This is a genomic window from Serratia sp. ME47 (assembly GCF_903970925.1).
Taxonomy (GTDB): Bacteria; Pseudomonadota; Gammaproteobacteria; order Enterobacterales; family Enterobacteriaceae; genus Serratia; species Serratia ureilytica.
Genome location: NZ_CAJCKE010000018.1, coordinates 31,212 through 55,156 on the forward strand (window position 1 = coordinate 31,212; position 23,945 = coordinate 55,156).

Annotated in this window: 23 protein-coding genes; 9 read left to right on the forward strand and 14 right to left on the reverse strand. The window is 60.6% G+C overall.

Annotated elements, in window-relative coordinates; translation table 11 throughout:
- The first annotated feature begins 10 nt into the window (after nucleotides 1-10).
- From nifJ to H7A77_RS17370, 3 genes are all read left to right on the forward strand, one after another.
- Nucleotides 11-3,544 (forward strand): pyruvate:ferredoxin (flavodoxin) oxidoreductase, encoded by a 3,534-nt coding sequence (gene nifJ / locus H7A77_RS17360; protein WP_182074449.1) that lies wholly within the window; start codon nucleotides 11-13, stop codon nucleotides 3,542-3,544.
- A 229-nt stretch (nucleotides 3,545-3,773) separates the two neighbouring features.
- Nucleotides 3,774-4,712 (forward strand): tRNA 2-thiocytidine(32) synthetase TtcA, encoded by a 939-nt coding sequence (gene ttcA, locus H7A77_RS17365; RefSeq protein ID WP_182074450.1) that lies wholly within the window; start codon nucleotides 3,774-3,776, stop codon nucleotides 4,710-4,712.
- A gap of 147 nt (nucleotides 4,713-4,859) precedes the next feature.
- A complete protein-coding gene (locus tag H7A77_RS17370) occupies nucleotides 4,860-5,258 on the forward strand; it encodes a VOC family protein (protein ID WP_099785770.1) in 399 nt (132 codons plus the stop codon).
- A 217-nt stretch (nucleotides 5,259-5,475) separates the two neighbouring features.
- Here H7A77_RS17370 and zntB read toward each other — a convergent pair whose 3' ends face one another.
- Nucleotides 5,476-6,459, reverse strand: coding sequence for a zinc transporter ZntB (gene zntB, locus H7A77_RS17375; protein ID WP_033643224.1), 984 nt, complete (start codon nucleotides 6,457-6,459; stop codon nucleotides 5,476-5,478).
- Nucleotides 6,460-6,509: 50 nt separating this feature from the next.
- Between zntB and H7A77_RS17380 the strand changes: the two genes are divergently transcribed.
- The 3 genes from H7A77_RS17380 to H7A77_RS17390 all read left to right on the forward strand — a co-directional run bounded on the left by H7A77_RS17380 (nucleotide 6,510) and on the right by H7A77_RS17390 (nucleotide 8,805).
- Nucleotides 6,510-7,319 (forward strand): hypothetical protein, encoded by an 810-nt coding sequence (locus tag H7A77_RS17380; protein ID WP_223524914.1) that lies wholly within the window; start codon nucleotides 6,510-6,512, stop codon nucleotides 7,317-7,319.
- The gene (locus H7A77_RS17385) at nucleotides 7,271-8,362 is read left to right on the forward strand and encodes a hypothetical protein (RefSeq protein WP_182074451.1); all 1,092 of its coding nucleotides are present in this window, start codon (nucleotides 7,271-7,273) and stop codon (nucleotides 8,360-8,362) included. The genes H7A77_RS17380 and H7A77_RS17385 overlap by 49 nt, the downstream gene beginning before the upstream one ends.
- A 194-nt stretch (nucleotides 8,363-8,556) precedes the next feature.
- Entirely contained in the window at nucleotides 8,557-8,805 is a 249-nt protein-coding gene (locus H7A77_RS17390; protein WP_004930507.1) for a hypothetical protein, read from the forward strand.
- A gap of 158 nt (nucleotides 8,806-8,963) precedes the next feature.
- On the opposite strand, the gene H7A77_RS17395 is transcribed toward H7A77_RS17390, so the two are convergent.
- Both H7A77_RS17395 and H7A77_RS17400 read right to left on the reverse strand, forming a co-directional pair.
- The gene (locus H7A77_RS17395; protein ID WP_182074452.1) at nucleotides 8,964-10,598 is read right to left on the reverse strand and encodes an ABC transporter substrate-binding protein; all 1,635 of its coding nucleotides are present in this window, start codon (nucleotides 10,596-10,598) and stop codon (nucleotides 8,964-8,966) included.
- A 158-nt stretch (nucleotides 10,599-10,756) separates the two neighbouring features.
- Nucleotides 10,757-11,107, reverse strand: a complete 351-nt coding sequence (locus H7A77_RS17400) for a hypothetical protein (protein WP_015378006.1) — start codon at nucleotides 11,105-11,107, stop codon at nucleotides 10,757-10,759.
- A 206-nt stretch (nucleotides 11,108-11,313) separates the two neighbouring features.
- Here H7A77_RS17400 and mpaA point away from each other — a divergent pair, with 206 nt between their 5' ends.
- Nucleotides 11,314-12,021 (forward strand): murein tripeptide amidase MpaA, encoded by a 708-nt coding sequence (mpaA, locus tag H7A77_RS17405; protein WP_033643228.1) that lies wholly within the window; start codon nucleotides 11,314-11,316, stop codon nucleotides 12,019-12,021.
- A gap of 3 nt (nucleotides 12,022-12,024) precedes the next feature.
- Here mpaA and ycjG read toward each other — a convergent pair whose 3' ends face one another.
- Nucleotides 12,025-12,999: an L-Ala-D/L-Glu epimerase gene (ycjG, locus tag H7A77_RS17410; RefSeq protein WP_033643229.1), complete on the reverse strand. Its 975-nt coding sequence runs from the start codon at nucleotides 12,997-12,999 to the stop codon at nucleotides 12,025-12,027.
- 225 nt (nucleotides 13,000-13,224) lie between these two features.
- Between ycjG and tpx the strand changes: the two genes are divergently transcribed.
- On the forward strand, nucleotides 13,225-13,728 hold the full coding sequence (tpx, locus tag H7A77_RS17415; RefSeq protein ID WP_004930536.1) for a thiol peroxidase: 504 nt from the start codon (nucleotides 13,225-13,227) through the stop codon (nucleotides 13,726-13,728).
- 56 nt (nucleotides 13,729-13,784) lie between these two features.
- Here the strand turns inward: tpx and tyrR are convergent, their stop codons facing one another.
- From tyrR to pspA, 7 genes are all read right to left on the reverse strand, one after another.
- On the reverse strand, nucleotides 13,785-15,356 hold the full coding sequence (gene tyrR, locus H7A77_RS17420; RefSeq protein ID WP_033643230.1) for a transcriptional regulator TyrR: 1,572 nt from the start codon (nucleotides 15,354-15,356) through the stop codon (nucleotides 13,785-13,787).
- Between the two features lie 313 nt (nucleotides 15,357-15,669).
- Nucleotides 15,670-16,731 carry a YcjF family protein gene (locus H7A77_RS17425; protein WP_004930545.1) on the reverse strand — a complete coding sequence of 354 codons (1,062 nt, stop codon included), beginning with the start codon at nucleotides 16,729-16,731 and terminating at the stop codon, nucleotides 15,670-15,672.
- Nucleotides 16,728-18,125 (reverse strand): YcjX family protein, encoded by a 1,398-nt coding sequence (locus tag H7A77_RS17430; protein WP_033650278.1) that lies wholly within the window; start codon nucleotides 18,123-18,125, stop codon nucleotides 16,728-16,730. The genes H7A77_RS17425 and H7A77_RS17430 overlap by 4 nt, the downstream gene beginning before the upstream one ends.
- On the reverse strand, nucleotides 18,106-18,372 hold the full coding sequence (gene pspD / locus H7A77_RS17435; RefSeq protein ID WP_071991647.1) for a phage shock protein PspD: 267 nt from the start codon (nucleotides 18,370-18,372) through the stop codon (nucleotides 18,106-18,108). Before pspD ends, H7A77_RS17430 begins: the two co-directional genes overlap by 20 nt.
- A 96-nt stretch (nucleotides 18,373-18,468) precedes the next feature.
- Nucleotides 18,469-18,828 carry an envelope stress response membrane protein PspC gene (gene pspC, locus H7A77_RS17440; RefSeq protein ID WP_033643233.1) on the reverse strand — a complete coding sequence of 120 codons (360 nt, stop codon included), beginning with the start codon at nucleotides 18,826-18,828 and terminating at the stop codon, nucleotides 18,469-18,471.
- Nucleotides 18,828-19,055 carry an envelope stress response membrane protein PspB gene (gene pspB / locus H7A77_RS17445; protein WP_004930553.1) on the reverse strand — a complete coding sequence of 76 codons (228 nt, stop codon included), beginning with the start codon at nucleotides 19,053-19,055 and terminating at the stop codon, nucleotides 18,828-18,830. Before pspB ends, pspC begins: the two co-directional genes overlap by 1 nt.
- Nucleotides 19,056-19,118: 63 nt before the next feature.
- On the reverse strand, nucleotides 19,119-19,784 hold the full coding sequence (gene pspA, locus H7A77_RS17450) for a phage shock protein PspA (protein WP_004930555.1): 666 nt from the start codon (nucleotides 19,782-19,784) through the stop codon (nucleotides 19,119-19,121).
- Between the two features lie 184 nt (nucleotides 19,785-19,968).
- Here pspA and pspF point away from each other — a divergent pair, with 184 nt between their 5' ends.
- A complete protein-coding gene (gene pspF, locus H7A77_RS17455) occupies nucleotides 19,969-20,976 on the forward strand; it encodes a phage shock protein operon transcriptional activator (RefSeq protein WP_033643234.1) in 1,008 nt (335 codons plus the stop codon).
- A 192-nt stretch (nucleotides 20,977-21,168) separates the two neighbouring features.
- On the opposite strand, the gene zigA is transcribed toward pspF, so the two are convergent.
- The 3 genes from zigA to folE2 are packed head-to-tail and all read right to left on the reverse strand — an operon-like array spanning nucleotide 21,169 to nucleotide 23,843.
- Nucleotides 21,169-22,356, reverse strand: coding sequence for a zinc metallochaperone GTPase ZigA (gene zigA / locus H7A77_RS17460; protein WP_182074453.1), 1,188 nt, complete (start codon nucleotides 22,354-22,356; stop codon nucleotides 21,169-21,171).
- 10 nt (nucleotides 22,357-22,366) lie between these two features.
- Nucleotides 22,367-22,927 (reverse strand): carbonate dehydratase, encoded by a 561-nt coding sequence (locus H7A77_RS17465; RefSeq protein WP_033643236.1) that lies wholly within the window; start codon nucleotides 22,925-22,927, stop codon nucleotides 22,367-22,369.
- Nucleotides 22,917-23,843 carry a GTP cyclohydrolase FolE2 gene (folE2, locus tag H7A77_RS17470; protein WP_033643237.1) on the reverse strand — a complete coding sequence of 309 codons (927 nt, stop codon included), beginning with the start codon at nucleotides 23,841-23,843 and terminating at the stop codon, nucleotides 22,917-22,919. Before folE2 ends, H7A77_RS17465 begins: the two co-directional genes overlap by 11 nt.
- Nucleotides 23,844-23,945 lie beyond the last annotated feature (102 nt).

Consider the following 23,945-nt stretch of genomic DNA (forward strand, 5'->3'; position numbering starts at 1 on the left):
GGTAATGTCGATGATAACTACAGATGGTAATAATGCAGTCGCTTCCGTGGCCTATCGCACCAACGAAGTGATTGCCATCTACCCTATCACGCCAAGTTCCACCATGGCGGAGCAGGCGGACGCCTGGTCCGGCGATGGCCGGCAAAACATCTGGGGTGATATCCCGCGAGTGGTGGAAATGCAGTCGGAGGGCGGCGCGATCGCCACCGTGCACGGCGCCTTGCAGACCGGCGCGCTGTCCACCTCGTTCACCTCATCGCAGGGTCTGCTGCTGATGATCCCGACGCTGTACAAACTGGCCGGCGAGCTGACGCCGTTTGTGCTGCACGTCGCCGCGCGCACCGTGGCCACGCACGCGCTGTCAATCTTCGGCGATCACTCTGACGTGATGGCGGTGCGCCAGACCGGCTGCGCCATGCTGTGCGCCGGCAGCGTGCAGGAAGCGCAGGATTTCGCGCTGATCTCGCAGACCGCCAGCCTCAACGCGCGCCTGCCGTTCATCCACTTTTTCGACGGGTTCCGCACCTCGCACGAGATCAATAAAATCGTACCGCTCAGCGACGATACGTTGCGGCACATGCTGCCGCAGGCGGCGATCGACGCCCACCGCCGCCGGGCGCTGTCGCCGGATCATCCGGTGGTGCGCGGCACTTCCGCCAACCCTGACACCTATTTCCAGTCGCGCGAGGCCACCAACCCTTGGTATGACGCCGCCGACCAGCACGTGATCGACGCCATGGAGGCCTTCGCCGCCCTCACCGGCCGCCACTACCGGCCGTTCGACTATTACGGCCACCCGCAGGCCGAACGCGTGGTGGTGGTGATGGGCTCCGCCGCCGGCACCTGCGAAGAGGTGATCGACACCCTGCTGACCCGCGGCGAAAAAGTCGGCGTGCTGAAAGTGCGGCTGTTCCGGCCGTTCTCCGCCAAACACCTGCTCGGCGCGCTGCCGGACAGCGTGCGCAGCGTCGCGGTGCTCGATCGCACCAAAGAACCGGGCGCGCTGGCCGAGCCGCTGTATCTGGACGTGATGACCGCGCTGGCGGAAGCCTACAGCCGGGGCGAGCGCGCCACGCTGCCGCGAGTGATCGGCGGCCGTTACGGCCTGTCGTCGAAGGAGTTCGGCCCGGACTGCGCGCTGGCGGTGTTTCGCGAGCTGGCCCAGCCGCAGCCGCGCCCGCGCTTCACCGTCGGCATCTTCGATGACGTCACCGGCCTTTCGCTGCAGCTGAGCGACGAAATCCTGCCGCAGCGCGCCTCGCTGGAAGCGCTATTCTACGGTTTGGGCAGCGACGGCTCGGTCTCGGCCACCAAGAACAACATCAAAATCATCGGCAACGCCACGCCGCTGTATGCGCAGGGCTATTTCGTCTACGACTCCAAAAAGGCCGGCGGCCTGACGGTCTCGCACCTGCGCGTCAGCGAGCAGCCGATCAATTCGGCCTATCTGGTCAGCCAGGCGGATTTCGTCGGCTGCCACCAGCTGCAGTTTATCGATAAGTACCAGATGGTTGAGCGCCTCAAACCCGGCGGCACCTTCCTGCTCAATACCCCTTACGGCGCCGACGAAGTCTGGTCGCGGCTGCCGCAGGAGGTACAGGCGCTGTTGCATCAACGCCAGGCGCGTTTCTACATCATCAACGCCGCCAAGCTGGCGCGTGAATGCCGGCTCGGCGCGCGCATCAACACCGTCATGCAGATGGCGTTTTTCCATCTGACGCAGATCCTGCCGAGCGACGTGGCGCTGCAACAGCTGCAGGACGCCATCGCCCGCAGCTACAGCAGCAAAGGCCAGGAGATCGTCGAGCGCAACTGGCAGGCGCTGGGCGCCACCCGCGGCGCGCTGATTGAAATCCCGCTGCAGCCGGTCGACGACAGCAGCCCGATGCGCCCGCCGGTGGTCTCGGACGCCGCGCCTGACTTCGTCAAAACCGTTACCGCCGCGATGCTGGCCGGACTGGGCGATGCGCTGCCGGTTTCCGCCTTCCCGCCGGACGGCACCTGGCCGGTGGGCACCACCCAGTGGGAAAAGCGCAACATCGCCGAAGCGATCCCGGTCTGGCAGCCCGACCTGTGCACCCAGTGCAACCATTGCGTCGCCGCCTGTCCGCACTCCGCCATTCGCGCCAAGGTCGTGCAGCCGGCGGAGATGGAACACGCCCCCGCCTCCCTGCAGTCGCTGGATGTCAAAGCGCGCGATATGCGCGGGCGAAAATACGTGCTGCAAGTGGCGCCGGAGGATTGCACCGGCTGTAACCTGTGCGTCGAGGTCTGCCCGGCGAAAGATCGCCAGAACCCGGAGATCAAGGCCATCAATATGGCCTCACGCCTCGATAATCTGACGGCGGAAAAAGACAACTACGATTTCTTCCTGCAGCTGCCGGAAATCGATACGGCGCAGCTGGAACGCATCGACATTCGCACCTCGCAGCTGATCACGCCGCTGTTCGAGTACTCCGGCGCCTGCTCCGGCTGCGGCGAAACGCCGTACATCAAGCTGTTGACCCAGCTCTATGGCGACCGATTGCTGATCGCCAACGCCACCGGCTGTTCGTCGATCTACGGCGGCAACCTGCCGACCACGCCGTACACCACCAACGCCGAAGGGCGCGGGCCGGCATGGGCCAACTCGCTGTTCGAAGACAACGCCGAATTCGGCCTGGGCTTCCGTTTGACGGTCGATCAACATCGCGCGCGGGTACTGCGCCTGCTGAATTCGCTGGCGCCGCAGCTGCCGGAGCAGTTGGTCAATGCCCTGCAGATGGAAGACGTGGCGCCGGAGCCGCGCCGCAAGCAAATCGCCGAACTGCGCGCGCTGCTGGCGAGTATTGAAGGTGAAGATGCGCGCCAGCTGGCGACCGACGCCGACTATCTGGTGGATAAATCCATCTGGCTGATCGGCGGTGACGGCTGGGCCTACGACATCGGCTTCGGCGGTTTGGATCACGTCCTCAGCCTGACGGAGAACGTCAACGTGCTGGTGCTCGACACCCAGTGCTACTCCAACACCGGCGGCCAGCAGTCGAAGGCCACGCCGCTCGGCGCGGTGACCAAATTCGGCGAGCACGGCAAGCGCAAGGCGCGCAAGGATCTGGGCGTCAGCATGATGATGTACGGCCATGTCTACGTCGCGCAGATCTCGCTGGGGGCGCAGCTCAACCAGACGGTGAAAGCGATTCAGGAGGCCGAGGCCTATCCGGGGCCGTCGCTGATCATCGCCTACAGCCCATGCGAAGAGCACGGCTACGATCTGGCGCTCAGCCACGATCAGATGAAACAGCTGACCGCCACCGGCTTCTGGCCGCTGTACCGCTTCGATCCGCGCCGCAGCGCCGAGGGCAAGGCCGCGTTGGCGCTGGATTCGCGGCCGCCGAACAGCAACCTGTCGGAAACGTTGCTGAAAGAACAGCGTTTCCGCCGCCTGAACGCGCAGCAGCCGGAGGTGGCCAGCGCGCTGTATCAGGCCGCCGAGAAAGAGCTGAAGGAGAAATACGATTTCCTCAGCCTGCTGGCCGGCAAGGCGGAAAAGTCCGCCGCTGAGTAACCTCCCTCAGGGCGCGAGCGATTCGCGCCCTGATCTTTTACCGTTGACGTAAGGCGTAGCAATAAAACCTGCTGGCATTCCTGCGCGCAATCCGTACCATACAGGCCTCGCGTCGGGCGCGTGGAAGCTGGATGATGAATAATGATCAAAATCGGCCGGTTGAATGGTAAACTCGCGGTCTACAACGCCATGCCCCTAGTGCCCCCCATTGAGAATGAGCACGATTTAAATGTCAGAAAAGCAATCCGTTAGCCAAAAAGAGCAGTACAACCTGAACAAATTGCAAAAGCGCCTGCGCCGCAACGTGGGCGAAGCGATCGCCGATTTCAATATGATTGAAGAAGGCGACCGCATCATGGTCTGTCTGTCCGGCGGCAAAGACAGCTACACCATGCTGGAGATCCTGCGCAATCTGCAGCAGAGCGCGCCGATCAATTTCTCGCTGGTGGCGGTGAATCTCGACCAGAAACAGCCCGGCTTCCCTGAGCATATTCTGCCTGCTTACCTGGAAGGCTTGGAGGTGGAGTACAAGATCGTCGAAGAAAACACCTACAGCATCGTTAAAGACAAGATCCCGGAAGGCAAAACCACCTGTTCACTGTGCTCGCGCCTGCGCCGCGGCATTCTGTATCGCACCGCCACCGAACTGGGCGCCACCAAGATCGCGCTGGGCCACCACCGCGACGATATTCTGCAGACGCTGTTCCTCAACATGTTCTACGGCGGCAAGATGAAAGGCATGCCGCCCAAACTGATGAGCGACGACGGCAAGCACGTGGTCATTCGCCCGCTGGCCTATTGCCGCGAGAAAGACATCGAGCGTTTCTCGATCGCCAAAGCGTTCCCGATCATTCCATGCAATCTGTGCGGCTCTCAGCCTAATTTGCAGCGCCAGGTGATCGGCGACATGCTGCGCGACTGGGACAAACGTTACCCAGGCCGGCTGGAAACCATGTTCAGCGCCATGCAAAACGTGGTGCCTTCGCACCTGAGCGATATCAATCTATTCGATTTCAAAGGCATTCACCACGGCAGCGCGGTGGTGGACGGCGGCGATTTGGCCTTCGATCGCGAAGACATTCCGATGCAGCCGGTCGGCTGGCAGCCGGAAGATTCGGACGACGCGGCGCCTACGCCGGCGCGTTTGGACGTGCTGGAAATCAAATAAGTCCCCTCGCCGCTCGCCACCCTGCGAGCGGCGACCTTTTCCCTCTCTCGACGATCTCGATCCTGTTCACAGTTTGCGCAAAATTTACTGGGCAGTGCCGTTTTTACCCTATACTGTTTATTTATACAGTCATATGGAGATCGCGCAATGAATATCACCCCCTGCCTGTCCCACGTCTCGCTGGGCTCCAACGATTTCGAGGCCGCCGCGGCCTTTTACGATCGCACGCTGGCCGCCTTGGGTTGCCGACGGGTGCTGGAGCATCCCGGCGCGATCGGTTATGGCCGTGACTACCCGGAGTTCTGGCTGCAGGTGCCGATCGACGGCCAGCCCGCTTCACCCGGCAACGGCACGCACGTCGGTTTTTTTGCCACAAGTAAGCAACAGGTGGATGAATTCCATCGCCAGGCGCTGCTGGCCGGCGCCGTCGATGAAGGCGCGCCCGGTTCGCGGCCGCACTACGGTGAGGCTTACTACGGCTGCTTTGTCCGCGATTTGGATGGGCACAAGATTGAAGCCAGCTTCTGGGATGAAAGCGCGGCCTGAGGAAGAGAGAAATCGAATAAAAAAATGCCGGTGATTAAACCGGCATTGTACGAATCAAATGTGCTATGCAGTAATTCAAAAATAAGAAAGTAAGACAATTATGGAGCGCAACGCCCATCGCTTGACGTTGCATTCACCTGCGAGAGAGATCATGCCCCATTTCCCCCGGCTAAATGTTGATTTTGCTCAATGTTAACCGGGTTTTCGTCATTTTCGCCTACAGCCAGCGGCTCCGCTTCAGCCACCAGGCGACGCCAAGCACCAACCCGACCAGCATCAGGCAAAATGCCGCGAAACCGAAGGGGTTGCCGCCGCCCGGTATGCCGCCAAGGTTGACGCCAAACAGCCCGGTCAGGAAGGTGGTCGGCAGAAATACCATCGCCAACAGCGACATGGTGTAAGTGCGGCGGTTCATCGCGTCGGCCATCACCGTGGTAATTTCGTCGGACAAGATGGCGGTGCGCGCGATGCTGCCGTCCAGATCGTCCAACCCGCGCCCCAGGCGATCCGCGATGTCCTGCATGCGGCGGCGATCGTCGTCGCTCATCCACGGCAGGCGGTCGCTGGCCAGCCGTGCGAAAACGTCACGCTGCGGCGCCATGTAACGGCGCAGCACGATAAGCTGTTTACGGATCAACGCCAGCTGGCCACGCTCCGGCACCTGCTGTTCCAGCAAGGCGTCCTCCAGATCGATAATCTTGTCGTGCAGATCCTCAATGAATTCGCTGGTGTGATCGGTCAACGCATCGGAAATCTCCACCAGCCAGTTGCCGCTGTTGGTCGGCCCGGCGCCGCTTTGCAAATCGTTCACCACCTGATCGATGGAATACACCTTGCGGTGCCGCGTGGAGATAATCAGTTTATCGGTGATGTACACGCGAATGGTGACCAACTGGTCCGGCCGTGAGTTGGCGTTAAAGTTGATGCTGCGCAGCGTGATCATGGTGCCTTCGCCCTGGCGGCTGACGCGCGGCCGTGAGCTTTCGCCGGAGAGCGCTTCGCGCACCGAGTCCGGCAGCAGCGGCGTGGTGCTCAGCCATTCGGCGCTGGCCGGGTGCGCGTAATCAAGATGCAGCCAGCAAGGCGCGTCGCAGGTGATCTTGTCATCCCGCTCGATCGGCGTGACGCCGCCCTTGCCATCCAGCTGGTAGGCGTAAACCGCGTCGGCGACCTGCAGCTCGCTCCCCTCAATCACATCCATTCATTTATCCCCTCAGTCTTGCTTATGTTGCTGAGTCTAGCGTTATCGCCTTGGAGATCAAAGACCAAGCTGTAACGCCAGTTTTCATGTTGTCCCATAAGCGTGGTCTATACTTCTGCTGCCAGGAACGCAAGACAGCCCGAGAGGAAACTCGCATGTTACAAATCAGCACCGCAGATATCTTGAAAATCGTCCTACCGACCGTCATTACGCTGTTTATCGCCGTGGTCAAAACGCCTTTTCGCATTCGGCGGGAAAACCACGATAAGCTGTTAAACCTGCTCGAATCCGTCGAGAAGCCCCAAAGCGCCCCCATACGTCTGTTGCGGTTTCGCGACTATATCGGCAACCGCAGCGCCGGCCTTGTTGCGCTGCAGCTGCTGCTGGCATTGCCGGATAGCGTAGCGGCGCTGGAACGCTATCGTTTCACCGGTGGCCGTCAGCAAATCTTGCGCGCCACGCCCGCAGGCTTCGTTTTGCGGCCAAGCGCCAATAACGCGTTCAAGCGTTTCTTGCTTTCCTGTCGCTATTTCTTGCTGTATTTGGTGTTCGTTACGTTGCTGGTGCTGTTCCCTGCGTTGACTCAATGGGGGCTGCAGCAGTTAGGGGTATTGATTACGCCCTATTCACTCCGCTATCTGCCTAATGCGCGCATCACCGACGGCTGGCAGCTGCTGTTCCCCGGTTTATTATTTATTATCATTATGTTCAGCCTGGCATACCTGACCTTCAGGCAGCTGGCACGCGCGGGCAACCTCAGTTCGGAACGCGCCTTTTATCGCTACTATCAACGAGCGCGTGAGGAACAACGATGCCGGGAAGTCCTGAGACAATTGCGCGCTGCGCTGCGCCGAACCTGACGAGAATGCGCCGCCTGCGCTGCATCGCAATGGCCGCCCTGCTGCTGTTCGGCCAATCGGCTCGTGCAGAGCCGGTGTTAGAACGCCTCGCCACACCCTATCACGCGCCGACGGCGGCGGGTTCACTGCCTTATTTTCTCGCGCACGCTCACTCCCCCCAGCCGCGCACCGCGCTGGTGGTGATGCACGGCCACCCGCGCGATGTCGCCAAGACATTGCAAGCGGCGATCGACGCCGCGCAGGGAGCGGGAGACAACAGCTTGCTGGTCGCCCCGCTGTTCCAGGTGCCGGAGACGCTCGCCGCCCGCTGCCGTTCCGCCGGGCTACCGGCGCCGCAAGAGGGGGACGCCCTGTGGCGCTGCGGCTCCTGGATCGAAGGCAGTTTGGATAATGGCGGGAAAACCGGCTCGTTCAACGCCATGGATAACCTGCTGGCCGATCTGAAACGGCGCTGGCCGTCGTTGCAGTCGATCACCGTCGCCGGTTTCTCCGCCGGCGCCCAATTCGTGCAGCATTATGTCGGCTTCGCCAACCCGCCGGACGGAGTGCGTCTGCGCTATGTCGTCGCCGATCCGGGCAGCTGGCTCTATTTTGACAACCTGCGTCCCCAGCCCCTTCACCCGGAGCGCTGTGGCAGTGAAAAAACCTGTCGCTTCCGCTGGCAAACGCTGGACGCCGGCCAGTGCCCGCAGGCTAACCAGTGGAAATATGGTCCGGAAGCGCTTCCCGCTCACCTGCAGCGCACCGCCGACGCAGCACGCCGGCGCTATGCGGCGGCGGATATCACCTACCTGGCCGCAGACGGTGATACCGGCACCGCGCCAGGGGCCTACTATCGGATACTCGACAAATCCTGCGCCGCCCAGCTGCAGGGCCCCTACCGGTTGCAGCGCGCCCTGGCCTATGCCGACTATGACCGGCGCTATCTGGCGCCGGAGAAGCCGCATCGGTTAACCCTCGTTCCCGGCTGCGGACACAACGTCGCCTGCGTCTTTCCCGCGCCGGCGGCCAGGCAAGCGCTGTTCTCCATTAATGCAGACTAATAATAACGGCATTGAAATAAACCATTGCCGATAAATCAGACAATATCGCCGATAAAGCGCTGGTAATGCCGTTATTATTATGACTTAACATATTGCTATCAATTTTAATTCAAAATGATAATAATAAATCAACACAAAGCTGTTTCAGCGCAAATTTTAGGGGCATATACTTTTCTCACTACGAGGAGGTAGTTATGTTACGCGACCATTTAAAAATAAACGCCAGCGATACGCTGGAAAAAATCAGCAATATCCATTTGCAAAACCAGGGCCAGGAAGAGATCAGTGAGTTTGTGGTGAAAAACGCCGCCGGCCTGCAGATTGGCAAGGTCTCCGTCCACGATCGTTTCAGTACCCGTCGTTCTTATCCCACCAGCTACCGCATTACTCAGACCGATATGAGTGGCCGCGTAGTGGTGGACGCCATGCGGGACTGTCTGTAAGCGTAACCGCTCTCTGAAATAGACAATATTAATGTGATGATGGCAACCCTGTTTATTATTAAACGGGGTTTATCGCGTGGAAAAATTAATTAGCCTCGTGGTTTCGCCGTCGAGAAAATAACGCCCCCGCATTGCGCGGGGGCGATAAATAAGCCCACTCAGTGTTTGATGATATACATCGTTTGGCTATAGGCCACGTCTTCCGGATTGGTGATCGGGTAGCCTTTTACCCACGGTTTGATCAGGCGGCCGTTGGTGTATTGGTATATCGGCGCGATTGGCGCCTGATCGGCAATGATCTGTTCCATCTTGTTGTAATCGGCAGTCACCGCCGCCGGGTTGGTTTCCCGCCCCGCCTGCGCCAGCAGCTTGTCGTAGTCTGCGTTCTTGAACTTGGCGATATTGCCGCTGTGGGTGGAGGTCAGCAGCGACAGGAAGGTCGACGCCTCGTTATAGTCACCCACCCAGGAGGCGCGGATCACATCGAAATTGCCGGTATTGCGGCTGTCGATGTAAGTTTTCCACTCTTGGTTTTGCAACTTGACGTCAATCCCCAGCTTTTTCTTCCACATCGAGGCCACGGCGATGGCGATTTTCTGGTGGCTCTCGGAAGTGTTATACAGCAGCGTCAGCTTCAGCGGGTTGTTCGGGCCGTAACCGGCCGCCTGCAGCAATGCCTTGGCCTGCGCATCCAGCTCCGCCTGCGGCTGCTGTTGCAGCAAACTCGCCTCGGGTTTGAACCCGGCGGTGACGTCCGGCGTGAAGTGATAAGCCGGTTTTTCACCGGTGCCCAACACTTTCTCCGCGATAATCTTGCGATCGATGGCGTAGGACAAGGCCTGACGCACCCGCACGTCGTTGGTCGGCGCACGCTGGGTGTTGAACGCGTAATAATAGGTGCCGAGCTGATCCGGGGTGTACACCTGCCCCGGGATGTCTTTCAGCAGCTTCTGATACATGTTTTTCGGGAAGGATTCGGTGATGTCGATGTCACCCGCCAGGTAACGCTTGGTGGCGTTGGATTCCTGGTTGATCGGCACGAAGGTCACTTTGGTCAGCACGGTGCGCGCATGATCCCAGTAATGGTCATTAGGCGTCAGCACCAGCTTCTCGTTCACCACCCGCTCCTGCAGTTTGAACGCGCCGTTGCCCACCAGATTGCCGACCTTGGTCCAGTCATTGCCGTATTTTTCCACCACCGCCTTGTTCACCGGGAACAGGCTGAAGTTGGCCGTCAGGCTGACGAAGTACGGCACCGGCTTGTCCAACTGCACCTTGAGCGTGTAGTCATCCGGCGCCGATACGCCCAAGCGATCGGCCGGCAGTTTGCCGTTGATGATCTGCTCGGCGTTCTGGATCCCCGCCAGCTGCGCGAACCAGGCGAACGGCGACAGATTTTTCGGTTCTACCAGCCGCTGCCAGCTGTAAACGAAGTCTTTTGCCGTGACAGGGTCACCGTTTGACCAACGCGCGTCTTTACGCAGATGGAAAATATAAGTCTGATTGTCGCTGGTCTGCCAGCGGGTGGCGACGCCGGGGATCACTTTGCCGTTGGCGTCCTGATTGACCAGCCCTTCGAACAGATCGCGCGCCAGCTGAGCCTCCGGCAAGCCAACCGCTTTGATCGGATCGAGCGAGGCCGGTTCGTCTTTAATGTGGCGCACGATTTCCTGTTTGTCCGCCAGCGCGGTGCCCGGGGGAACCTGCGCCGCCATGGCGCTGCTCATACAGGCGCCGATCGCCGCCGCGCAGAGCGCCAAACGAAAACCCCGTTGCATTTTTTTTCCCGTCATTATGATTTGTCCCCCGTTAACCATCTGAATTTTTTATCATATAGCACAAGATCCATCCGGCCTAGAGCCCGCGGGCGAGAAGTTGCAAAAAGTGCGATTCAGGCGATAAAAAACCCGTGCGGCGCAGGGCGGCACGGGTGGGATTACGGCAGCGACCGTCAGTCGTACAGGTGGATGCTGTTGATGCGGTAGCTGAACTCTTCACCCTCTTCTTCATCGAACACGGTGAAAAAGCCTTTCTCAGCCAGCGGACGGGCCGAGATATCGGTTTTTTGCAGCTGACGCGCATCCGCGTCGTCGTAGCCGTAGTCGAGATAGAAGGCATCTTTCTGGTAATCGATATGCAGGGTGAACGGATAGTTCGATTCGTCCCCGCGCCCGTCGTCATTTTTCACCACGCCGAACCATTCCCCCTGACGGATCTGGTTTTCAGCGTCTACGCCGCACAGCAGCGTGATGGTGTCATTTTCATTTTCGCTATAGCTGGCGATGATTCTGGCTACTGGCATGTTAAATCCTCTTGCGGGTGATTGGCTTAGCTCTGCCGTTAGTATAACAACAGCCTCAGGCCAGGTGCGGTTTAATTGGCGTTTTCGCCGCTACCGCATCACAGATCGCGCAAACGCCGCACAATTGCGATGGGAAAGATGTCTCAAAGCGTAATACACTGAATAAAATGACAATGACTCTCGGCCTTTAACTCAGGGACAACACCATGACCGAACATCGACCGCGCAGTGAACGTGGCCAGTTGGCCGTCGCAGGAGAGAACTACGGCAGCTCGCTGCTGGGCGCGCCGCTGCTCTATTTCCCGGCGGCGGTCAGCGGCCCGGAAACCGGGCTGATCATCGCCGGCACCCACGGCGATGAGAGCGCCGCCATCGTAACCCTGTCCTGCGCGCTGCGCAGCATCGCCCCCGAACAGTTGCGCCACCACGTGGTGCTGGCGGTCAACCCCGACGGCTGTCAGCTGGGGCTGCGCGCCAATGCCAACGGCGTCGATCTGAACCGCAACTTCCCGGCCGCCAACTGGCGCTCCGGGGACACCGTCTATCGCTGGAACAGCGCGGCGCCGGTGCGCGACGTCAGGCTCTCCACCGGCGGGCGTCCCGGCTCCGAACCGGAAACCCAGGCGCTGTGTCATCTGATCCATCGCCTGAAGCCGCATTGGGTGGTGTCGTTCCATGAGCCGCTGGCCTGCATCGAAGATCCCGCCAGCTCGCGGCTCGGCGTTTGGCTGTCGCACAAGTTCGAGCTGCCGCTGGTGACCAGCGTCGGCTATGAAACGCCCGGTTCGTTCGGCAGTTGGTGCGCGGATCTGTCGCTGCCGTGCATCACCGCCGAATTCCCGCCGATCTCCGCCGATGCCGCCAGCGAGCGCTACATCGACGCCATGACCGAACTGCTGACCTACCCGAATTAATCCCTACGGGGCGAGGTCGACGATCGCCCCGCATTCGAACGCCAGACCCGGTTCGACGTCCCGCGCCAGCCAGGTCGGGCCGTCCAGATCGACGAAGCGCGCCGCCGGCGCCAGCGGCAAGGCGGCGGATATCGCCCGCGACGTGCACAACATGCAGCCGAGCATGATGGCGAATCCCTGTTCGCGCGCGGCCTGCGCCAGCGCCAGCGCCTCGGTCAAGCCGCCGGTTTTGTCCAGTTTGATGTTGACCATCTGATAGCGTTGCGCCAGCCGCGGCAGATCGGCGCGGGTGTGGCAGCTCTCATCGGCGCAGATCGGCAGCGGATGAATAAAGTGTTCCAATGCGGCGTCGTCACCGGCCGGCAGCGGCTGCTCCAGCATCGCTACGCCGAGATCGGCCAACAGCTGGCAGCGCGCCGCCAGCCCTTCCGCCTGCCAGGATTCATTGGCGTCGACAATCAGCGTCGCCTGCGGCACCGCGGCGCGGATCGCCACCAGCCGCTCGCTGATATAGTGATCGTCGAGTTTGATCTTCAGCAGCGTGGCGCCCTGCCGCTCCAGCTCACGCGCGGCGAAGGCCATCGCTTCCGGCGTACCGATGCTGACGGTCTGCGCCATGCGGATCTGCGCCGGCGCCGTCACGCCGCTGCGCTGCCACAGGCTCTGCCCGTGCAGACGACACTCCAGATCCCACAGCGCCGAGTCCAGCGCGTTGCGGGCCGCGCCCGCCGGCATCTGCATCAGTAGCTGCTCGCGTGTGATGCCCTGCGCGATCGCCGGCGCCATCTCAGCCAGCTGCGTCATCACCGATTCTTCGCTCTCGCCATAGCGCGGATACGGCGTGCATTCGCCAACGCCGCGCACGCCCTGCTGTTCGATTTCGACCACCACCACCCTGGCTTCGGTGCGGCTGCCGCGCGCGATCACGAAGGCGGTGTGCAGCGGCCAGGCTTCCGGGTAAAAACGCATGTCTCTCATAACGGCTCCTGAGCGAAAACTGCGCATCCAGGCAGGCTGATGCGCCGGTGATGTTTTATAGAACAGCCTAATATATACAACTATTTAGCAAACTTTGATATCCAATCCGCCCCGCTTGTCATAAACTGGCGTCAGGGTGTGAACCTGATGTTAACAGCCGTCGCCGGCGCGCCGTTTCATCAGGTTCATACCCTTTGTATAAACACCTGTAAAAGGAATCTAGCAATGACTCAGACAGTACATTTTCAAGGCAATCCGGTCAGCGTAGCGGGCAAACTGCCACAGCAGGGCGAACAGGCCAAGGCCTTCTCGCTGGTTGCCAAAGACCTGTCAGACGTAGCGCTGAGCAGCTTCGCGGGTAAACGCAAAGTCCTGAACATCTTCCCAAGCATCGATACCGGCGTCTGCGCGACGTCGGTGCGTAAATTCAACCAGCTGGCCAGCGGCCTGGATAACACCGTGGTGCTGTGCATCTCCGCCGATCTGCCGTTCGCCCAGTCTCGTTTCTGCGGCGCGGAAGGCCTGAGCAACGTGGTCACGCTGTCCACCCTGCGCGGCGCCGAGTTCAAACAGGCGTACGGCGTTGAAATCGCCGAAGGTCCATTGGCGGGCCTGACCGCGCGTGCGGTCGTGGTGTTGGATGGCCAGGACAACGTGCTGTACAGCGAGCTGGTGAACGAAATCACCACCGAGCCGGATTACGACGCGGCGCTGGCAGCGCTGAAATAATAAAGCCGGCGAACGCCGGCTTTGGATACACTGGAAGGCGCCGCAAGGCGCCTTTTTTATTCTTCGCCCTCAGCGCCGCCTTTGCGGCTGCTCAGGCCATACTCGCGCAGCTTGTTGGCGATGGCGGTATGGGAAACGCCCAACCGCTTCGCCAGCTTGCGGGTGCTGGGATAGGTGCGATACAGGCGCGTCAGCACCGAGCGTTCGAAACGCTTGCTGATGTCGTCCAGTGAACCGTCCAGCACCTCGTCGCCCAGCGACATCTCCACCTCGAACTCCGGCAACACGATATCCTGCGGCCGCAGTTCGTAGCCTTCGGTTTGCGTCAGCGCGCGGTAGATGGCGTTTTTCAGCTGGCGCACGTTGCCCGGCCAGCCGTATTTGCTGAGGAAGCTGCCCAGATCGTTCGCCAGCTTGGGCCGCGCCACGCCCTGCTCATCGGCGAAGCGCGCCACGAACAGCTCGGTCAGCGGCATGATGTCCTGCGGACGTTCGCGCAGCGGCGGAATGGTGATGGTCAGCACGTTGAGGCGATAATAGAGGTCTTCGCGGAATTCGCCGCGCTGCACCAGCTCGGTCAGGTTCTTCTGGGTGGCGCAGATCACGCGCACGTCGACGTGCACCTCATGCTCTTCGCCGACCCGGCGGAACGTGCCGTCATTGAGAAAACGCAACAGTTTGGTCTGCATGCGCGGCGACATTTCGCCAATCTCATCCAGCAGCACCGAACCGCCGTTGGCCTGCTCGAAGAAGCCCTTTTTGCCTTCCAGCGCGTTGGGATAAGCGCCCGGCGCATGGCCGAACAGCTCGCTCTCCACCACGTCATCCGGCAACGCGGCGCAGTTCAGCGCCAGGAACGGCTGTTTGCCGCGCGGGCTGCGCAGGTGGCAGGCGCGAGCCAGAATATCCTTGCCGGTGCCGGTATCGCCCACGATCAGCAGCGGCGCATCGAGCATCGCCAGTTTGCGCGCCTGCTCCAGCACGTGACGCATCTTGGCGCTCACCGCGACGATGTGATCGAATTCGGTATCGTCGTTCACCGACAGATTTTGCAGTTGGCGGCCCATGCGCGCGGTGGACTTCAACATCACCACCGCGCCGACCGCAGCCGGCTGTTGCTGTTCGTCCTCCAGATAGATAGGCGTAATGTCCATCAGGAAGTCCTGGCTGCGGATCACCACCCGTTCTGAGTGCGGCGCCGTATGCTCACTCTCCAGCCAGCGGCTGAAGTTATAGCCGCCGATCAGCGCCCCGGCGGTCTGGTTGCGGATCTTGTCTTCGTTCAGGCTGAACAACGCCAGCGCCGCCGGATTGGCCAGCTCGACCTTGCCCTTCATGTCGATAGAGAACACCGGCTCCGGCATCGACTCCAGCAGCGCACGCAGCGCGCGATGCTCGCGTTCGGAAGGCATAAAGCTGACGGTGCGCACGTCGGTCACGCCGGCGATGCGGCGGATCTCCGCCATCAGCGCGCGGAAAGTATCGAAGTCCAGCTGGGAGAAATTGAGGTAAATGCGGCCAATGGGATCGATCTCGATGCCACGTAAGTCAATGCTGCGCGATACCAAAAGATCGAGTAATTCTCGAGTGAGACCGAGGCGGTCTTCGCAAAATACTTCCAAACGCATCAGTGTTGGCCTTATCTCTGCAGGTGCGGGGATCGTTAGCGATGATGATACTCCCTCGCACCGGGCGGTAGAAGCGATCTGTCAGCAAAAGTTGACAGAACTCTGATTTATTGCCGTGGTTGCTGATTTTAAACGCAAGCGAATAACAGCATCGGCGTCATTTTAGCCCACAAACAGAGAGTTATCACAAACAGATTTAATTTTGCAGGTATTTATCACGCAAGCACAGGGGGATCGACTATCGTCAAGTCTCGATTACGTCCGGCGTTGGCGCCGGTGAAATAACGGCGCTGCCAGGAGCGCCGTCGCGGGGTTATTTGGCCTTGCCGTCGCTCTTTTTCAGCGTGTCTTTCAATTGGCCGATCAGCTGGCTGCGGAAATCGCCAAGCTTCGGTTTTTCCCCTTCCAGCCACGGCAGCGGGCGACACAGTTCCATCGCCTTGATGCCCAGCCGCGCGGTCAACAACCCGGCGCCGATGCCCTGCGCCGCGCGCGCCGACAGCCGCGCCGCCAGATCCTGCGACATCCAGTCCATGCCCACTTCGCGCACCAGTTCGGAGGCGCCGGCGAAGGCGATGTTGAGCAGCACCAGCCGGAACAAACGAATGCGGCTGAAGTAGCCCAGTTCGATGCCGTACAGCGCGGCGATGCGGTTAATCAAACGGATGTTGCGCCAGGCGATAAACGCCATATCCACCAGCGCCAACGGGCTGACGGCAATCATCAGCGTCGATTCGGCGGCGGAGCGGCTGATTTCGCGCCGCGCTTGGTTGTCGAGCACCGGCTGCACCAGTTTGGCGTACAGCTCCACCACTTCACGGTCATTTTGGGTTTCATGCAGCGAGGCCTGCCAACGCTGCAACGCCGGATGCCCCTGATCCAGCCCGGCCTGGCGCGCCAGTTTCTCGCAGAATTCGCGCCCTTGCCCCAGTCCGTGGCTGTGCAACAGCTCGCGCGCCACGTCGCGCTCTTCCGCACGCTGGCGCAGCCGATACAAACGCCGCCATTCGGTGACCACCGAACCGACGCCGGCGAACACGATCAGGCCGCCGGCCACGCCGCCACCCATGGCGATCCAGTCCTGCTGCACCCAGGCGGTATGCACCCACTGCACGCCCTGCGCCACCACGCTGACGCCGAACAGCGCCAGCCCGGCGGTGACCATTTTGCGCCACAGGCTGCGTTTCGGCTTCAGCGCAGCGTTAATGATGCCCTCGGCGCGCCCTTCTTCCTCCTCCTGCTGCAGCTCCGGCGCCGCCGGAAAGAAGCTCTCCGCCTGCTCGGCGTCGAAAGCGACGCCGGCGCGTAACGCCGGTTCCTGCGGCGGCTGCAACGGCTCGTCAAAATCGATACGCGGTTTGATCGGCTCGCTCATCGCAATTTGTCTCCCAGTAAAAATTCCATCACCGCATCCAGACGGATATGCGGCAACGGGCTGTCCACGCTCATGGCGCGCGGGCGAAACTCATCGAAGTGAAATCCCTGGCTCTGCCAGAACGCCGGCCCCGGCAAACGGGCCGGCACTTCGCCGGGGAACACCGTCAGCGGCGCGCCGTCGCTGAGGCGATTGCCCTTCAGCGCCGGAATACGCTGCCCCTGATGATCGACAATGCCGCTCTCGGTCGCCTGCACCGAGGCCAGGCCGACGCAATCCATGCTGATGCCTTCGAACGCCGCGTTCTGCCACGCCTCTTGCACCAGCTGCTGCAGCAACGACACCAGATTGGCGTGCTGATCGGCGGTGATGTGGTCCGCCTTGGTGGCGGCGAACATCAGTTTGTCGATGGTCGGCGAGAACAAGCGGCGAAACAGCGTGCGTTTGCCGTAATGGAAACTCTGCATCAGTTGGGTCAGCGCCAGGCGCATGTCGTTGAACGCTTGCGGGCCACTGTTGAGCGGCTGCAGGCAGTCAACCAGCACGATTTGCCGATCGAAACGGACGAAATGCTCTTTATAGAAGTTTTTGACGATCGACTGGCAGTAATAATTGAACCGAGCGCGCAGCATGCCGATATTGGTGTGTTTGTCGGCCTGCGCCAGTTTCGATTCGCCCACCGCGGCAACATCGGGCCACGGGAAAAACTGCAGCGCCGGTGCGCCGGCCATGTCGCCCGGCAGCACAAAACGGCCCGGCTGAATGAAGTGCAGACCTTCGCTTTTGCAGCGCAACAGATAATCGGTGTAGGCCTGGGCGATCGCCGCCAGGCGATTTTCGTCGGCCGGGGCCAGCGGATCGCAGGTTTTACACAGGTCAAGCCAGGGCTTGGCCCATTCGGCGCGTTCCCCCTGCAGCAGCCCGGTCATCTGCCGCGACCAGGCCAGGTAATCCTGCTCGAGCATCGGCAGATCCAGCAACCATTCGCCCGGATAATCGACGATCTCCAGGTACAGCGTGGAGGTGTCTTTGAAATGGCGCAGCAACGAGTCGTTGGAGCGGTAACGCAGCGCCAGTCGGATTTCGCTGACGCCGCGCGTCGGCGTCGGCCAGGCCGGCGGCGCGCCGTACAGCTGCGCCAGCCCTTCGTCGTAGGTGAAACGCTGGATGCCGAGATCGCGCTGCGGGATGCGCTTGACGCCCAGCAGGCGTTCTTCGCGCACCGGTGAAAACAGCGGCATGCGCGCGCCGCTGTGCACATGCAGCAGTTGATTGACGAAGGCGGTGATAAAGGCGGTTTTGCCGCTGCGGCTCAGGCCGGTCACCGCCAGGCGCAGATGGCGATCCATTCCGCGGTTGACCAGCGAGGTTAACTCATTTTGCAGTCGTTTCATTGCTCTCCTTGACGTAACGCCCGAATGCCTTGTTCAGGCCTTTACGGAACAGCGGTTCCAGCACCAGCGCCAGCACGAAGCGCACCGGTTTGCGGCCGACGGTCTTCAACAGCCAGCCGGCGGCGCCCGCCGGGCCATAGTTCAATAACGCTATGATGATGACTTTAGCCAATGTCTTCAACATTGCCGCCGCTCCTGATTTAAATCCACCCGTTCTGGTGGCGTTCGCGACATCAATTTTATTCATGACAATGCCCTCCGGCACAAGACGATTAAGATGACCTTCAACGGGATGACGGCGGCGAGATACCCGGCCTGCACAGGCCGGATATCGCAAGAAGAGTTACAGCTTGCGGAAGCGGCTCTGAACGCCGAAGGTGTCGGACGTCACATAACGCTCGACCTGACGCAGCTGCTGTTCGCCGCTGCCCAGCTCATATTCCAGCTGATCGAGCAACTGGCGCGGCGTCTTCTGATGCTCGCCTTCGAAACGGCTGGCCGGCGCTTCGTCCAACACGAACACCAGCGCGATATAGGCCACCAGCGTGAAGAAAAACAGCCCAAAGAACAGCGACAGCACCACCATCACGCGGATCAGGCGCACCGGTACGTCGAAATAGTGGGCCAGACCGGCGCAGACGCCTTTTACCATGCCTTCTTCGGGTACGCGATAAAGCTTTTTACTGCCCAGCGTCATGCTCATCAGGACTGTCTCCAGTTCGGGTGTTCCGCATCGAGGATCTCTTCCAGCGCCTGAATGCGTTCACGCATGCGTTTGGCGTCTTCCGCCAGCTGCGCCAGGCGCTGCATTTCTTGCTGACTCAGCTGGATGCCGGTCTGTTGCCGATTGCTGTAATGCAGCCAAAGCCAAATCGGCGCGACAAACAGCACGAAAATTGTCAGCGGAATGGCAAGTAATAAAGCACTCATTGTTATTCCTTCTTATCGGATCCTGGATAGGCGGCCACCTCCGGCGTGTGGCCGCGGTTCGCCTTACTCGGAGCGGTTCATCTTGGCTTTCAGCGCCGCCAGCTGCTCACTGATGGCGTCGTCGGCTTTCAGCTCGGCAAACTCCTGGTCCAGTGACTTCTTTTTACCGATGCTGATGCTTTCCGCTTCGGCTTCCATATGGTCGATGCGACGTTCGAACTGTTCGAAACGCGCCATCGCCTCATCCAGCTTGCCGCTGTCGAGCTGACGGCGCACCTCGCGCGAGGAAGATGCGGCCTGATGGCGCAGCGCCAGCGCCTGCTGCCGCGCGCGGGTTTCGGTCAGCTTGTTTTCCAGCTCACCGATTTCGCTCTTCATGCGCGCCAGCGTTTCTTCTACGGTCGCCACTTCCTGCGTCAGCGTGGCGATCAGGTCGGCAACCTTTTGTTTTTCGATCAGCGCCGCGCGGGCCAAGTCTTCTTTATCTTTGCGCAGCGCCAGCTCGGCTTTTTCCTGCCAGTCGCTTACCTGGCTTTCACCCTGCTCGATGCGACGCAGCAACTGCTTTTTCTCCGCCAGCGCGCGCGCCGACGTAGAACGGACTTCAACCAGCGTGTCTTCCATCTCTTGGATCATCAACCGCACCAGCTTCTGCGGATCTTCCGCCTTGTCCAGCAGGGTGTTGATGTTGGCGTTCACGATGTCGGCAAAACGAGAAAAAATACCCATAATTCACTTCCTCTTGGTTCTGATGGCGTCTGAAGCGCCGCGTTAAGTCGTACAGCTTGCCCAAAGAGATAATCAAAACCCGTGCCAACTTTTATATTATTGAAAAACAACAACTCTTTATTTTTGACTCTCTGCGCGCTTGCTGTAGAGTGATTATTTTCACCAAACATTGGCGAATTTCATCATGAACGAACAGCCAGAGAATTTGTTGGGCGAAGCAAACGCCTTTGTCGAAGTATTGGAGCAAGTCTCCCAGGTGGCAAAGCTGAACAAACCGGTGCTGGTGATCGGCGAGCGCGGCACCGGTAAAGAGCTGATCGCCCATCGTCTGCACTACCTCTCCAACCGTTGGCAAGGGCCGTTCATCTCGCTCAACTGTGCGGCGCTGAATGAAAACCTGCTGGATTCCGAGCTGTTCGGCCACGAGGCCGGCGCCTTTACCGGTGCGCAGAAACGTCATCTGGGCCGCTTCGAGCGCGCCGACGGCGGCACGCTGTTCCTCGATGAGCTGGCGACCGCGCCAATGCTGGTGCAGGAGAAATTGCTGCGGGTGATCGAATACGGCCAACTGGAACGCGTGGGCGGCAGCCAGCCGCTGCGGGTAGATGTGCGCCTGGTGTGCGCCACCAACGACGATCTGCCGGCGCTGGCGGCGGCGGGCAAGTTCCGCGCCGATCTGCTGGATCGGCTGGCGTTCGACGTGGTGCAGCTGCCGCCGCTGCGGCAACGCCGGCCCGACATCATGCTGCTGGCCGAGCACTTCGCCATTCAAATGTGCCGTGAGCTGGCGCTGCCGCTGTTTCCCGGCTTTACCGAACGCGCCAGACAGACGTTGCTCAACTACGGCTGGCCGGGCAACGTGCGCGAACTGAAAAACGTGGTGGAACGTTCGGTCTATCGTCACGGCGACAGCGACAACCCGCTGGATGAGATCGTCATCAACCCGTTTGCGCCACGCGAGGCCACGCCGCTTACGCCTGCCCCTGAAGGCGCCGGCGCGTTGCCGGCGCTGCCGCTCGAGCTGAAAAACTGGCAGTTGGAGCAAGAGAAGGCGCTGATCGAAGCAGCGCTGCAGCAAGGCCGGTTCAACCAGCGCAAGGCGGCGCAGCTGCTGGGGCTCACTTACCACCAGTTGCGCGGCATGCTGAAAAAGCATGCGTTGCTGCAAAACGGCGAGCAAGACGAGGAATAACAGGCAAAAAAAAGCCAGCACCCGAGCTGGCTTAAAAAACACTGGAAGCAATGTGAGCAATGTCGTGCCTTCCACATCAGAGCCGCAAACTGTGGCCTTCCGTGAACTGCCAGGCGATGATAATAGTTATCAGTATCGTCTGTAAAGCACTTTGTTGAGAATTTTTCTCATTACCACACGAAGATTGCGCAATTACCACTCAGGGAACGGGTCTGCCATCTCCAGCCAATAGTCCACGCCGGCGGCCATTTCGTCGTCGCTCAGCAGGCAGTCGTCCAGCAGACGCACGATCGCCGCCTGTTGCAAGTGCTGGCCGATAAACACCAGCTCCTGGCGCATGTCGCCGAACGGCTCCACCCATTTCTCCTGTATATGCGCCCGCGTTTGCGGATCTTGCGGCCAATTGTCTTGCGGGATCGCGCGCCAAAAGGTGCCCGCCAGGCCGTAATGGGCGATGCCGCCGGCCTGGCTCCACTGCCCGGCCTGCCGCGGCCGTGTCGCCAGCCAGAAGAAGCCTTTCGAACGCAGCAGCTTACCGCCGCCCCAGTCGCCGTTGATCACGCGGTAGAACTTGTCCGGCGCAAACGGCCGCCGCGCCTGATAGACAAAGCTGCTGATGCCGTAGCTTTCCGTTTCCGGCACGTGTTCGCCGCGCAGCTCTTTCAGCCAGCCGGGCGCCTGCTGCGCCTTTTCAAAGCTGAAGCTGCCGGTATTCAGCACCGCCTCCAGCGGCAGTTTGCCCGGCGCGATCGGCACAATGCGGGCGTCGGGATTCAGGCTGGCCAGCAGCGCCATCACTTCGCCCTGCTGCGTTGGCGTCAACAGATCGGTCTTGCTGACCAGGATCACGTCGCAAAATTCAATTTGCTCAATCAACAGGTCCGCCACGCTGCGCAGATCGTCCTCGCCCAGGCTTTGGCCAGCTTCCTGCAGGCTTTGCGCCTGCTGGTATTGCCGGATGAAATTCACCCCGTCGACCACCGTCACCAGGGTATCCAGCCGGGCGAACTGCGACAGGCTTTCCCCTTGTTCATCCTCAAAGGTAAAGGTTTCCGCCACCGGCAGCGGTTCGGAGATGCCGCTCGATTCGATCAACAGATAATCGAAGCGCCCGTCCTGCGCCAGCTCGCGCACCGACACCAGCAGGTCTTCGCGCAGCGTGCAGCAGATGCAGCCGTTGCTCATCTCCACCAGCTTCTCCTGCTGGCGATCGAGGCGCACTTCATTCTCCACCAGCGCAGCGTCGATATTCACCTCGCTCATGTCGTTGACGATCACCGCCACGTGCATGCCCTGCCGGTTGTTCAGGATGTGGTTCAGCACCGTGGTCTTGCCGGCGCCGAGAAAGCCGGAAAGCACGGTCACGGGAAGTTGTTTCATGGGGACCTCATTAAAATTCATTGCGTAATGCCTGGTAACCGCGCACCAGTTCGACGTTGGTGGCGGCCACTTCTTCCGAAAACTGCAGCGCGCCGCGATCGACCTGGCGATAGCGCGACAGGTCGCTGTCCGGCCCCACGCGCTCGGTCGAGGGGATATAGCGGTTTTCCGGCAGCGTTACGCCGTCCACGACCGCGTTGTAGCGCACCACGCAGCCGGACTGAACGTGGCAGTTGAACAGCACGCTGTTGAAGCCGATAAACACCCGATCGTCGATGCGGCACGGGCCGTGCACGATGGCGCGGTGGGCGATCGAGCTGTAACGGCCAATAGTCACCGCCGCCCCGCTCTTGGAATGGATCACCACGCCGTCCTGAATATTGGAGTGCGAGCCGATGACGATCGGCTCCATGTCGCCGACGGCGTTCAACTCATCGGCGCGAATTACCGCATAAGGGCCGACGTAAACGAAGTCTTCGACGATCACCCGGCCGCAAATAATGGCGGTGGGATCGATGTAGGCCAGCGGCGAGACCTGCGGCAGATGGCCGCTGGGGTTTTTACGCAGCATGGTGTTCTCCCCGCCAGCTCAGCTCCGCCACCGCATTGTGGGCATGCAGGCTCTCCTGATGTTCGACGCGCAGCGAAAAAGCGCGGTAGTCGCACTGGCTGCGCAGCATGCGATACAGACGGCGCGCCGCGTCCTCGCAAAACATCAGATTCTGACCGTTGGCCAATGCGAAGGCCTGTTCGTCGCAGCGTTTCACCAGCGTTTGCACCGGCGTGCCCAGCGCGTGTTCGATGCGATCAATCAGTTTCACCGGCTCAAACGCCCGTTCATTCTCGGGCGTCACGGTGATCCAGGCCCAGCTGCGCTGGCTGTGGGGGGTGGCCGGCATCCCTTGCTCCAGTAGCCACTCGCTCACCTGCCGTTGGCTGACCCGCTCCACCGCCTGTTCAAAATCAAACTGGAACTGTTGCTGCGCCAGCTGACGGCTGAGCGCCGCCGAACTCGGGCAGGTGGAGGAATAAGGCACGCCGACGGTCAGTGCCAGCGTCAGCGTATCCGTCAGAGTGGCCTCAATGCGCAGCGGATAGGCTTTCCAGCCGCGCTGCGGCGACAGCAGCGCCGGGCGTGACAGCAACAGCTCGCCACTGATCGACAAGCTGGCGCGATCGCTGTGTTCCGGCTGCGAAGCCAAAAAGGCCTGCAGCGTAAGGCCGATGCGCTGCGGCGTCAGCTCGCCCTGCGTCAACTCGTCCAGCGCCAGATACAGCCGCGACATGTGAATGCCGCGCTCGCCCGCCGCTTCGGCGCGCAGGTTGATACCGGCGTCGACCTTCGCCATCAATGGCTTGCCGGCCAGCTCCAGCGGCAGCGCGATCCCTTGCATCCCGACCCAATCGAGCCCGACATCACTCATTTCGCCGCGCCATGCCTGAGCATCCGGCAGCGAACGGCGTGGTGGAAGTGCAACTTCGTTCATACATCCCCTTGCGTTATTGTGACTTTGCCGGGGAACGGTAACATGATTTTGTTATATTATAACATAACATAAAAAACTTTTTTCTTGCCGCTGAACGGGCTG

What these genes read in the sequence shown, in the direction of transcription:
- nifJ (WP_182074449.1), top strand. Translation starts at nt 11, where the DNA reads ATGATAACTACAGATGGTAATAATGCAGTCGCTTCCGTGGCCTATCGC.
- H7A77_RS17385 (WP_182074451.1), top strand. Translation starts at nt 7,271, where the DNA reads ATGCCGGGAAGTCCTGAGACAATTGCGCGCTGCGCTGCGCCGAACCTG.
- H7A77_RS17465 (WP_033643236.1), bottom strand. Translation starts at nt 22,927, where the DNA reads ATGCTGCGTAAAAACCCCAGCGGCCATCTGCCGCAGGTCTCGCCGCTG.
- H7A77_RS17430 (WP_033650278.1), bottom strand. Translation starts at nt 18,125, where the DNA reads ATGAAACGACTGCAAAATGAGTTAACCTCGCTGGTCAACCGCGGAATG.
- pspC (WP_033643233.1), bottom strand. Translation starts at nt 18,828, where the DNA reads ATGAGCATGACGCTGGGCAGTAAAAAGCTTTATCGCGTACCCGAAGAA.
- H7A77_RS17370 (WP_099785770.1), top strand. Translation starts at nt 4,860, where the DNA reads ATGAATATCACCCCCTGCCTGTCCCACGTCTCGCTGGGCTCCAACGAT.
- zntB (WP_033643224.1), bottom strand. Translation starts at nt 6,459, where the DNA reads ATGGATGTGATTGAGGGGAGCGAGCTGCAGGTCGCCGACGCGGTTTAC.
- tpx (WP_004930536.1), top strand. Translation starts at nt 13,225, where the DNA reads ATGACTCAGACAGTACATTTTCAAGGCAATCCGGTCAGCGTAGCGGGC.
- pspA (WP_004930555.1), bottom strand. Translation starts at nt 19,784, where the DNA reads ATGGGTATTTTTTCTCGTTTTGCCGACATCGTGAACGCCAACATCAAC.
- pspB (WP_004930553.1), bottom strand. Translation starts at nt 19,055, where the DNA reads ATGAGTGCTTTATTACTTGCCATTCCGCTGACAATTTTCGTGCTGTTT.
- H7A77_RS17425 (WP_004930545.1), bottom strand. Translation starts at nt 16,731, where the DNA reads ATGAGCGAGCCGATCAAACCGCGTATCGATTTTGACGAGCCGTTGCAG.
- ttcA (WP_182074450.1), top strand. Translation starts at nt 3,774, where the DNA reads ATGTCAGAAAAGCAATCCGTTAGCCAAAAAGAGCAGTACAACCTGAAC.
- tyrR (WP_033643230.1), bottom strand. Translation starts at nt 15,356, where the DNA reads ATGCGTTTGGAAGTATTTTGCGAAGACCGCCTCGGTCTCACTCGAGAA.
- H7A77_RS17390 (WP_004930507.1), top strand. Translation starts at nt 8,557, where the DNA reads ATGTTACGCGACCATTTAAAAATAAACGCCAGCGATACGCTGGAAAAA.
- pspD (WP_071991647.1), bottom strand. Translation starts at nt 18,372, where the DNA reads ATGAATAAAATTGATGTCGCGAACGCCACCAGAACGGGTGGATTTAAA.
- H7A77_RS17395 (WP_182074452.1), bottom strand. Translation starts at nt 10,598, where the DNA reads ATGACGGGAAAAAAAATGCAACGGGGTTTTCGTTTGGCGCTCTGCGCG.
- mpaA (WP_033643228.1), top strand. Translation starts at nt 11,314, where the DNA reads ATGACCGAACATCGACCGCGCAGTGAACGTGGCCAGTTGGCCGTCGCA.
- H7A77_RS17400 (WP_015378006.1), bottom strand. Translation starts at nt 11,107, where the DNA reads ATGCCAGTAGCCAGAATCATCGCCAGCTATAGCGAAAATGAAAATGAC.
- folE2 (WP_033643237.1), bottom strand. Translation starts at nt 23,843, where the DNA reads ATGAACGAAGTTGCACTTCCACCACGCCGTTCGCTGCCGGATGCTCAG.
- zigA (WP_182074453.1), bottom strand. Translation starts at nt 22,356, where the DNA reads ATGAAACAACTTCCCGTGACCGTGCTTTCCGGCTTTCTCGGCGCCGGC.
- pspF (WP_033643234.1), top strand. Translation starts at nt 19,969, where the DNA reads ATGAACGAACAGCCAGAGAATTTGTTGGGCGAAGCAAACGCCTTTGTC.
- ycjG (WP_033643229.1), bottom strand. Translation starts at nt 12,999, where the DNA reads ATGAGAGACATGCGTTTTTACCCGGAAGCCTGGCCGCTGCACACCGCC.